This window comes from Flavobacterium sp. 103, from assembly GCF_003096795.1.
Classification (GTDB): Bacteria; Bacteroidota; Bacteroidia; order Flavobacteriales; family Flavobacteriaceae; genus Flavobacterium.
Genome location: NZ_QENX01000001.1, coordinates 1,698,815 through 1,710,569 on the forward strand (window position 1 = coordinate 1,698,815; position 11,755 = coordinate 1,710,569).

Below are 11,755 nucleotides of genomic sequence, written 5' to 3' on the forward strand. Positions count from 1 at the left end.
ATGAAACATAAAATATTTAATTATGCAGCTGGTTTCTTTACCCTTGCATTAATAACCACAAGTTGCGTTAGTGATGACGCTTTAACCCAATTGGATCCAAATAATGATTCAGTAGATAAATTCTGGAAAACAGATCAAGATGCTCTCGAAGGAATCAATGCCACATATTCAAGCTTATTGACTGATGGAACATACATGAGAAGCACTCCATTACTATTAGACTTAAAAGGAGATGATACGCGCAGTAACAGCCCTTGGGGAGCGATGTACAATGTAGGTCGTTTCAACTCAAATGTAACTGATGCTGCCATTTACGGTTGGTGCTATGAAACTTGTTATCAAGGTATCTTCAGAGCCAATCAAGTTTTGACTAATGTACCAAAAATCAATTTTACTGATGCAGAACTTAAAAACAGAATACTTGGTCAGGCTTATTTCTTAAGAGGATTGTATTTATTTCATATGGTAAACATGTTTAAAAACGTACCAGTTCCAACAGAAATAGCAGTTTATTATCCCCAAAAAACACAAGAAGAAGGATGGGCTCAAGTTATTACTGATTTCAAAGCTGCTGCTGATTTACTACCTACTACTTATGCAAATATTCCAGGTATAGATGCAGGACAAAAAGGACGTGCAACCAAAGGAGCCGCATTAGGATATTTAGGAAAAGCCTATTTATTTACCAAAGATTTTACAAATGCAAAAGCAACTTTCAAACAGGTAATTGATTCAGGTGTTTACTCTTTAGTATCCAATTATCGCGACAACTTCACAGATACAAACGAAAATAATTCAGAATCCTTATTCGAGGTTCAATTTAGTAGAGAAGCAGGTGGCGTCGCATTGGGATGGGGTGGAATACCCGCGTCAAACTGGGGTAAAACTTCAGCAAGAGCAATTACATACGGACCGAGAGCTTTTGGATGGACAGACGTACAACCAACTTGGACTTTATTTAATGAATACCATGATGAATTAACAACTTCAGGTACTGTAGACCCTCGTTTGGATGCTACTATGTTTTATAACAAGCCTGGAACAAAACTTTACGGACAAGATTTTGCTACATTTTATGCTGCTAATCCGGGAGATTTAAATGATTTATTTTGCAGAAAATATGAAAACTCAGATGGTGCCTATGCAAACGAATTCGACTGGCGTTCAGGAATCAACGAGCGTTTGTTACGTTATGCTGATGTATTGTTAATGTATGCTGAATGTTTGAACGAAACTGGAGATACTCCGGGAGCGTATACTTATATTCAAATGGTGAGAGACCGTGTTGGTTTACCTAACTTAAGCACTGCAAAACCAGGACTTAGTCAAGCTGCTATGAGAGACCAAATAGGACACGAAAGATTCTTGGAATTCCCTCTTGAAGGTCACCGTTTTGATGATATTCGTCGTTGGGGATGGTTACAGGATCCGGCAAAATTAGCTTGGTTAAAAACAAGAGATGTAGAGTATGCTTCGTATGCACCAGGAAGAGAATATTTCCCTATTCCACAATTAGACATGGACAACAACCCTGGAATGGTTCAAAATCCAAGTTATTAATATTTATTTGAGTTAGTTTAGTTAGAATTTTTAATATCATGTGGTGAACTTTCAGTAGTTTGCCACGTGATATTATAAAATAAAGCCATTATGAAAAAAATCTTGTTCTTCTTATCCATTCTTGCTTTTTGTAGCCAAATCAGTTTTGCACAAAAAGAGACCACAGTAGTTACCATAAAAAATACTGCAAATGCTCCAACTATTAACAAAAACATCTATGGCCATTTTGCAGAGCATTTAGGAAGGTGTATCTATGGTGGATTTTTTGTGGGTGATACTTCTAAAATACCAAATACAGCAGGTGTTCGTAACGACATTATCGATGCCTTAAAAAAATTAAAAATTCCTAATCTTCGTTGGCCTGGAGGATGTTTCGCAGATACATACCATTGGAAAGACGGTATTGGACCAAAAGAAAACAGACCTACAATAGTAAACAAATGGTGGGGTGGCGTTACCGAAGACAATAGTTTTGGAACTCACGATTTTTTAAATATGTGTGAAGTTTTAGGAGCAGAACCTTATCTTTCAGGGAACGTAGGTAGCGGAACCGTACAAGAACTGGCAGATTGGGTACAATATACCAACTTTGGTGGTAAAAGCCCGATGAGTGATTTGCGTAAAAAAAACGGAAGAACAGAACCTTGGAAAGTTAAATTCTGGGGAGTTGGAAATGAAGCCTGGGGTTGTGGAGGAAATATGACGGCAGATTATTATGTTGGAGAATATCGAAAATTTGCCACTTTCATGTCTGATTGGGAAAACACTGGAGGTTTAACTCGTATTGCTTCGGGATCTAATAGTGCCGATTATAATTGGACCGAAACCTTAATGAAAGAAATCCCTCTAAACATGTTAGGTGGAGTTGGAGTACACCATTATGCAGTGATCGATTGGACAAAAAAAGGAGATGATAGAGATTACACAGAATTTGAATATTTCCAAACGATGAAATCCGCTTTGAAAATGGAAGAATTGGTTACCAAACATTCGGCCATTATGGACAAGTATGATCCAGAAAAAAAAGTGGCAATGATTGTAGACGAATGGGGAGCTTGGTATGAAGTGGAAAAAGGGACAAATCCTGGATTCCTGTACCAACAAAACACCATGAGAGATGCAGTTTTGGCTGGATCGACCCTTAATATTTTCAACAATCATGCAGACAGGGTTCGTATGGCTAACTTAGCACAATGTGTTAATGTTTTGCAGGCAGTTATCCTTACCGATAAAGCCAAAATGATTCTAACGCCAACTTACTATGTAATGCAATTGTACAGCGTGCACCAAGACGCACAACAATTGCCTATTACCATAAAATCACCACTATATACTTATAAAGACGAAACACTTCCTGCCTTGTCAGCTTCGGCTTCGAAAGACAAAAAAGGATTGATTCATATTTCATTGGTAAATATAGATGCAAAAAAAGAAAACACAGTTGAGATTGACCTCAATGAACTTGGAATCAAATCTGTATCTGGTATGATCATTGGTTCATCAAAACTACAAGATTTCAATTCATTTGATAATCCAACAAAAATACAACCTGTTGTTTTCAAAGGTTTTGATGTTAAAAAAGGAAAACTTACAGTTAATGTTCCTCCTTTTTCAGTTATAATGTTAGAAGGCAAATAAAAACAATTTGTTATGAAAAAATCAAATTCCATTGTAAGAGTAGCATGTTATTTAGTCCTTGTACTAACAGTGACAGTCTCATTGGGTAGTTGTTCCAAAGGGGATGATCCTACACCAGAGCCAACTCCTACTCCAACGCCGACACCAACACCTACTCCTACTCCAACGTTCGATGGGCCTACTTATGCCGACAATTATTCCTCGATTTCCTCTTGGGGTAATAATTCGAAATGGAATTTAGCCAACGTACATGATCCATCGGTAGCAAAATGTGGTGATTATTATTATATGTATCAAACAGACGCTTCCTACGGAGGTGCAACAGATGGACATGGACATTTTTTCTACAGACGTTCCAAGGACCTCATTAATTGGGAATTCATGGGATCTACGATGGCCACGGCACCTGCTTGGGTATTAGACTCCGTAAACAACAAGAGATCCAGAATGAATCCAATTTTGCCAGCAATTACAAGTCCTAACTATGGCTTTTGGGCTCCTTGTGTTCGAAAAGTGGGCAACAAATACCGTATGTATTATAGCATTGTGGTCGATAACCCCATAATTGGAACTACTTTCGATAACTCTTGGTCAGAAAGAGCCTTTATTGGTTTGGCCGAAACAGATGATTTAGCTTCAAACGTTTGGACAGACAAAGGAATGGTAGTTTGTTCAGAACCCGATGGTCTAAAACCATATTCATTTACTGGTGCTAGAAATTGGGAAGATGCCTATTTTAAATTTAATGCAATTGACCCGAGTTTTATTGAAACACCAGAGGGAGAGCAATACCTAATTTACGGTTCTTGGCATTCTGGTATTGCAGCTTTAAAACTGAATCCAACAACCGGAAAACCTGATCAACTGAAAACCTTGAGCGATTATGGAACTCGCATCGCAACACGTAGTGCGACCAGCCGTTGGCAAGCATCAGAGGGTCCGGAAATTATATACAATCCAGACACACAATATTATTATCTTTTTATGGCTTATGATGGTTTGGATGTGCCATACAACACTAGAGTCTGTCGTTCGAAAAACATTATGGGACCTTATCTAGGAATTGATGGTGCCAATGTAACAAACGGAGCCGATTGTTGGCCAATGCTAACACATCCGTACGGTTTCAATGGTCATACTGGCTGGGTTGGAATTTCGCATTGCGCCGTTTTCCAAAATCCGGAAACAAAACAGTGGTTTTACTCATCACAAGCTCGTTTACCAAAAGATGTTCCAGGAATCAATGTTTCCAATGCCATAATGATGGGACATGTTCGCGAAATCCAATGGACCGAGGATGGATGGCCAGTAGTTGCTCCTGAGCGTTATGCTGGTGTGCCTGCTACTACCATTTCTGAAGCTTCATTTGTTGGAACATGGGAACAAATTACTATGAATTACCAATATGCCACCATTCAAAAATCAGCTACAATTTACTTAACTGCTGATAAAAAAGTGAGCGGTGGCGTTTCAGGAACTTGGGCGTATGACAGCACTTCCAAAACATTGACCGTAAATGGTATAAAATGTAAAGTAAATGATGCCTGGGATTGGGAAAGTGCCACCCGCAAAGTAACGCTAACCTACTCTGGACTTACCACCGCAGGAATACCTGTTTGGGGCAAGAAAATAAATTAATCTATTACTTAACAAATGCCTTTTTTAATGATTTAGAAAAGGCATTTGTTTTAAACCATATTCTTTAACTTCTTTTTAGAGAAAAATGAAAACAAAAAAAACAATCATAACCTTATCCCTCTTGGCATTTATTTCAATGTCCAAAACTGTTGCTCAAAATTCAGTTTCGGCTTCCGCCAATGAAAAAAAGATGGACCCTAAGACTCTAATCAATAACCCAATTATCAAAGACAAATACACCGGAGATCCAGCAGCTTTGGTTTACAAAGACAAAGTGTATCTCTATGCGGGTCATGATGAAGCGCCAAATGATTTTAACTTTTATAAAATGAATGAATGGCTGGTGTATTCTTCATCGGATATGGTGCATTGGCAGGAACATCCAGTTCCGCTAAAAGTGACCGATTTTGCTTGGGCAAAATCCGATGCTTGGGCAGCTCAAGTCATTGAACGCAACGGAAAATTTTATTGGTATGTTACTGTTGAACACGGAACCATAAATGGGAAAGCGATTGGAGTTGCTGTTTCAGACAGCCCGACAGGGCCTTTCAAAGATGCACTTGGAAAAGCGCTTATCACCAATGATATGACAACCCAAACCAATATTAGCTGGGATGATATCGATCCAACAGTGATGATAGATGACGATGGACAAGCTTACCTGTTTTGGGGAAATAGCGTTTGCCATTATGCCAAATTAAAAGCCAACATGACCGAACTCGATGGCCCAATCCAAACCATCACTTTACCAAATTACACCGAAGCGCCTTGGATTCACAAGCACAACAACTGGTATTACTTATCGTATGCCTATGAGTTTCCTGAGAAAATTGCTTACGCTATGAGCAAATCCATCAACGGCCCTTGGGAATACAAAGGAATTTTGAACGAACTCGCCGGAAATTCAAATACCAATCATCAGGCAATAATTGATTTCAAAGGAAAGTCCTATTTCATATACCATAATGGAAGCATCCAGCCGAATGGCGGTAGCTTTAGAAGATCCGTTTGTGTCGATCGTTTGTTTTACAATAAAGACGGGTCTATGAAAAGGATAATTATGACAACGGAGGGGATAACGGAGTAAGAAGTATTCAGATTGCGGTTGTAAGAATACAATATCAAAGACATTCAACTAGTCCTAGTTGCACAATACCTCCACCCAATATTGTCTTCCCGACGGAGGAGGGATCTCCGCAAGACACGAGCGATAGCGACTGGCGAAGCAAACTCGACAATCTGAGTCCCTTACTTTGCGGTGCTACTTACAGAGATGCTTCCTTCGTCTGCATGACAAGTTTGCGAGTAGTTGGGATGCAAAAAAAACGTCATTGGTAGAGAAAAGAAAGATTAGCTAATGACATAAAACTTGAATTTACAAAATGACTTAAATGTTTTAAAAAAGCAACACATATGAAATTACATAAACACACCTCTCTACTACTCTTCTTCTTGATCCTATTCATTGGCACCTCATCCTTCGCACAGGACATTACCGTTCATGACCCAGTAATGATTAAACAAAAAGACACCTACTATTTGTATTGCACTGGAAAAGGAATCAGCGTATTCAGTTCCAAAGACTTAAAAAACTGGAACCCGGAACCCCAAATATTTAAAGAAAAACCCCTTTGGGTGGACGCCGTGGTTCCTGGTTTTGACAATCACATTTGGGCACCGGACATTTCTTTTCACAACAACACCTATTATTTGTATTATTCAGTTTCCGCTTTCGCAAAAAACACTTCGGCGATTGGAGTAACGACCAATACTACTTTGGATCCAAAAGACCCTGCTTACAAATGGGTCGATCAGGGAATTGTCATTCAGTCGATTCCAAACAGAGATCTTTGGAATGCCATCGATCCTAATTTGACTTTTGACGAAAACAATACGCCTTGGCTGGCTTTCGGTTCTTTCTGGGAAGGATTGAAAATGGTCAAATTGAATCCAGATTTAAAGTCGATTGCTCAACCTCAGGAATGGCATACAATCGCTAAACGCAAAAGAACATTCGAACTTGCGGATTCTGATCCAGGAGATGGCGCGCTTGAAGCTCCTTTTATTTTTAAAAAGAACGGTTACTATTATGAATTCCTATCATGGGATTTGTGTTGCCGAGGCGAAAAAAGCACCTATAAAGTGGTTGTCGGAAGATCCAAAAACATCACAGGGCCTTACGTTGACAAAGAGGGAAAATTATTGACCGAAGGCGGAGGAACTTTAATCATTCAAGGAGATAAAAATTGGTTCGGAGCCGGGCACAACAGCACCTACACTTTTGACGGAAAAGATTATATCATTTACCACGCTTATGATGCCAAGCAAAACGGAAGACCTTTACTGCAAATAAAGGAATTGAAATGGGACGCTGATTTATGGCCAAGGCTTTAGAAAAAGTTTCTAAGTCCCTAAGTTGCTGAGATACTAAGTTAAAAAAATATTACCCCTGTTAAAGTTATCTGCATAATCTTAGCAACTTACTGCCTTAGATTCTTAGAAACTATAAAAACATTTAAAAATGTATTTTATACACTTATTTTATTTATCTTGCAGCTTGCTAATAAAAACCGTTTATGAAATCGCCATTAACAAACAGTTTGCGAAAGCAAACACCAACAAATAAAAAGGCGATACCATATATGACCAATGACAATTAAATTTTACATATATGAAAATTTTTAATTTAAAAAACCACACACTGCTTCTGTTAGTTTCATTATCGCTCTCAAGCGCTATGAATGCACAGAACATTGTGTCCAAAAACTCTGGATATACCATAACGCCAGTTAACATTCAAAACGTAAAACTAACTGATAACTTTTGGTTACCAATTATAAAAAGAGTTCAAGAAAAAACCATCGAATACGCAATTAAGAAATGCGAAGAAGAAGGACGTCTGGACAATTTTCTGATCGCAGGCGGTAAAATGAAAGGCGAAGTAAAAGGGCAAATGCCTTTTGACGATACCGATGTATACAAAATTATAGAAGGAGCTTCGAATACCCTAATAAGCGAACCCAATCCAAAACTGGAAAAACTATTGGATTCCCTTATTGGCATTATCAAAGTGGGACAGGAAAAAGATGGTTACTTAACTACTTGGAGAACCATTAATCCGGCAAAGCCACCAGCACCATGGGTGCCGGTTATTGAAGGAAAACGTTGGGAATCTTTGCAAATCAGCCATGAATTGTACAACTCTGGGCATTTGATAGAAGCCGCTGTTGTACATTTTGAAGCGACTGGAAAAAGAAACTTTCTCGACATTGCCATCAAAAATGCCAATTTGTTGGTGACAACATTTGGCGACGGGAAAGACCAAGTCCATGGCGTTCCAGGTCATCAAATTGTAGAAACTGGTTTGGTTAAATTGTATCAAATCACTAACGATAAGGCTTATCTAAATTTGGCCAAATACTTTCTGGACAATAGAGGAAATCCAAAAAACCATAAACTATACGGCGCTTATGCACAGGACGACATTCCGGTCATTCAACAAAAAGAAGCTGTGGGACATGCCGTGAGAGCCGTTTATATGTACTCCGGAATGACCGATATTGCCGCAATATACAACGACAAAGATTACCTGAATGCAGTGAATAATTTGTGGACAAATATGGTCAACAAAAAAATGTATATCACTGGCGGAATTGGTGCAGTACATGATGGTGAAGCTTTTGGAGCAAACTACGAATTGCCTAACCTGACAGCGTACAACGAAACTTGTGCAGCCATTGGTGATGTGTATTGGAACCGCAGGCTTCATAACTTGACTGGAAACTCTAATTATTTTGATGTAATCGAACGCTCTTTATACAACGGATTAATCTCTGGAATTTCATTGGACGGAAAACAATTTTTCTATCCAAATGCACTGGAATCTGATGGAGTTTACAAAAACAATAGAGGTTCTTGTACCCGTCAATCGTGGTTTGATTGTTCTTGTTGCCCAACGAATTTAATTCGTTTTATTCCTTCGATTCCAGGATTGATATATTCTACAAGCAAAAACGTGCTTTATGTGAATTTATACGCTTCGAATACAGCAAAAATTTCTTTGGACAAAACAGAATTGGAAGTTTCACAACAAACCAATTATCCTTGGGATGGTAAAGTTGCACTTACTGTTTCGCCAAAAAAAGAAAGTGAGTTCACTATCAAATTAAGAATTCCGGGTTGGGCCAGAAACCAAGTTTTACCAGGCGATTTGTATAGTTATAAAAATCTCGCTTCCGCAAAAGTTACGCTGACGATAAACGGAAAACCTTTAGGATATAAAGAAGATAAAGGATACATCAGCATTACCCGAAAATGGAAAAAAGGAGACACCCTAAAACTGGACTTACCAATGGAAGTAAAAGAAGTTGTGACCAATGCAAAAGTAGAAGGCAACATCGGTAAAGTAGCTTTGGAATACGGCCCGATTGTGTATGCTATTGAAGAAATGGACAATGCAACCAACTTTGACAAAATCACTATCGATGCTAATGATACTGTCAAAGTAACAAAAGAAGCAAACCTTTTGGATGGTGTAAATACTATTCAAACTGGGAAACTAAAAGCAATTCCTTATTATTCCTGGTCAAACAGAGGCGTTGGAAAAATGAAAGTTTGGATTGATTTGAAAAAGTAAAAAGAGATGATATAATATGATTATCCGTGACCAATACCAAACCGATAAAAATAGCCACAGATTAAAAAGATTCACACAGATTTCTTTATTAATGCGAATAAAATCAGTGAAAATCAGTGAAATCAGTGGCACAAAAAATACTTGGTACACTTTGCGGACTGTCGAATAATAAAGACTAAAACAGAATAATTATTAAAGTTTAAAAGCCAATCCAAAAGCTTAAAACTTTAAACATGAAACTTTAAACAAAAACATATGAAACCGAATTTAATTACCAAAATAACCCTTTGCGGTCTTTTGCTAAATGGCATTTATGCTAATGCGCAGCAAACAACTCTTGAAGTAAACACCAGCAAAACAATAACCAAAATTCAGCCAACAATGTATGGAATCTTTTTTGAAGATATCAACTTTGCTGCCGATGGAGGTTTGTATGCCGAAATGGTAAAAAACCGCTCATTCGAGTTTGATGATCCTTTAATGGGTTGGATACAACCAAAAAGTGACAAACATAATTTTAATACCGAATCTGGAATTGCTGTTCCTGTTCAATTTTCAAAAAAAGGAAACAATCATAATTATTGCCGAGTTACTGTAAAAGATGCTAAAGGCTATGAAATCATCAATGAAGGTTTCAGAGGAATGGGAATTAAAAGTGGAGCAAAATACAATTTGACTCTAAAAGCATCTAAAGAAGCTGGAAATATATCGAAGATAATTATTCAATTCATTGGAAAAGACAATAAAGTTTTAGGCGAAACAAGCATTGTTCCTACTGCTTCAGATTGGAAAGAATACACCGCTCAGCTTACTCCAACAGCCACAGAAGCAAAAGCAAAACTGCGTTTTACTTTTGAAGGAACAGGAACTATCGATTTGGATATGATTTCATTATTCCCAGAAGATACTTGGAACAATCGAAAAAATGGTCTTCGAAAAGATTTAGTACAATTGTTATATGATATGAAACCTGGCTTTTTACGTTTTCCTGGCGGCTGTATTGTTGAGGGAAGAACTCTGGCACAACGTTACCAATGGAAAAAAACAGTTGGAGAAGTTAATAATAGAGAAAGCTTGGTTAACCGCTGGAATACAGAGTTTGCACACAAACCAACACCTGATTATTTTCAGTCTTTTGGTTTAGGCTTTTTTGAATATTTCCAATTATCAGAAGATATCGGAGCAAGTCCATTACCAATTTTAAGTTGTGGAATGGCTTGTCAGTTCAATACAGGCGAGTTGGTTCCTATGGATCAATTGGATCCTTATGTGCAGGATGCGATTGACTTAATTGAATTTGCCAACGGAAGCGTAGACACTCCGTGGGGAAAAGTTCGTTCGGATATGGGACACCCAAAACCGTTTAATTTGAAATTTATTGGTGTCGGAAACGAACAATGGGGAACCGATTATATTGAGCGTTATAAAGTGTTTGAAAAAGCAATCAAAGCAAAACATCCAGAAATTACAATTGTTTCGGGAAGCGGGCCATTTCCAGAAGGAGATTATTTTGAGTATGCTCAATCAGAACTTAAAAAACTGAATGCAGAAATCATTGATGAGCATTATTATAAAGAGCCAAAATGGTTTAGAGAAAACGCAACTCGTTACGACAATTACGATCGTAAAGGACCAAAAATTTTCGCTGGAGAATATGCAGCGCAAACGGTAGCAATTGCAAGTCCTGACAACAAAAACAGTTGGGAATGTGCTTTTTCTGAAGCCGCTTTTATGACCGGAATGGAACGTAACGCTGAAGTAGTTCATCTTACTTCGTATGCTCCTTTATTCGCTCACGAAGAAGGTTGGCAATGGACACCAGATATGATTTGGTTTAATAATTTAGAGTCCTTTGGAACACCAAATTATTATGTTCAAAAATTATTCGCTAACAATAAAGGAACTGATTTATTATCGATAACCAAAGACGGAAAAGCAGTTACTGGTCAAAACGATTTGTTTGCATCGGCAGTGAAGGATGTTACTACCAAAGAAGTAATCGTGAAACTGGTCAATACTTCTGCAAAAGCGCAGGACATTACAGTTGATTTAAAAGGAAGCAAATTCCAATCAAAAGGAACAGTTATAACACTTACGAGTCCAAATACTAATGACGAAAATTCATTTGCTTCGCCTAAAAAAATCAGCCCGAAAGAAAGCGAATATATCTTGAAAAGTGAGAAAGCATCATTGAGCGTTCCTGCCTATTCTGTTACTGTTTTGAAGTTGAAAATGAAATAATCAGAACATACAAATGTATTTTGAACACTTGTTTTTCATTTC

The 11,755-nt window shown here is 37.9% G+C and carries 7 protein-coding genes; all 7 read left to right on the forward strand.

The features are described from left to right. The 7 genes from C8C85_RS06955 (at position 1) to C8C85_RS06985 (ending at position 11,713) form a co-directional block, all read left to right on the forward strand. A complete protein-coding gene (locus C8C85_RS06955) occupies positions 1-1,560 on the forward strand; it encodes a RagB/SusD family nutrient uptake outer membrane protein (protein WP_116796422.1) in 1,560 nt (519 codons plus the stop codon). Between the two features lie 90 nt (positions 1,561-1,650). Continuing rightward, entirely contained in the window at positions 1,651-3,198 is a 1,548-nt protein-coding gene (locus C8C85_RS06960; RefSeq protein ID WP_116796423.1) for an alpha-N-arabinofuranosidase, read from the forward strand. Positions 3,199-3,210: 12 nt separating this feature from the next. Further along, on the forward strand, positions 3,211-4,836 hold the full coding sequence (locus C8C85_RS06965; protein ID WP_116796424.1) for an arabinan endo-1,5-alpha-L-arabinosidase: 1,626 nt from the start codon (positions 3,211-3,213) through the stop codon (positions 4,834-4,836). A gap of 190 nt (positions 4,837-5,026) precedes the next feature. Next, positions 5,027-5,923, forward strand: coding sequence for a glycoside hydrolase family 43 protein (locus tag C8C85_RS06970; protein ID WP_410501044.1), 897 nt, complete (start codon positions 5,027-5,029; stop codon positions 5,921-5,923). A gap of 326 nt (positions 5,924-6,249) precedes the next feature. Continuing rightward, a complete protein-coding gene (locus C8C85_RS06975) occupies positions 6,250-7,230 on the forward strand; it encodes an arabinan endo-1,5-alpha-L-arabinosidase (protein WP_116796426.1) in 981 nt (326 codons plus the stop codon). Between the two features lie 277 nt (positions 7,231-7,507). Continuing rightward, on the forward strand, positions 7,508-9,472 hold the full coding sequence (locus C8C85_RS06980) for a glycoside hydrolase family 127 protein (protein ID WP_116796427.1): 1,965 nt from the start codon (positions 7,508-7,510) through the stop codon (positions 9,470-9,472). Between the two features lie 255 nt (positions 9,473-9,727). Further along, positions 9,728-11,713, forward strand: coding sequence for an alpha-L-arabinofuranosidase C-terminal domain-containing protein (locus C8C85_RS06985; RefSeq protein WP_116796428.1), 1,986 nt, complete (start codon positions 9,728-9,730; stop codon positions 11,711-11,713). The last annotated feature ends 42 nt before the right edge of the window (positions 11,714-11,755 follow it).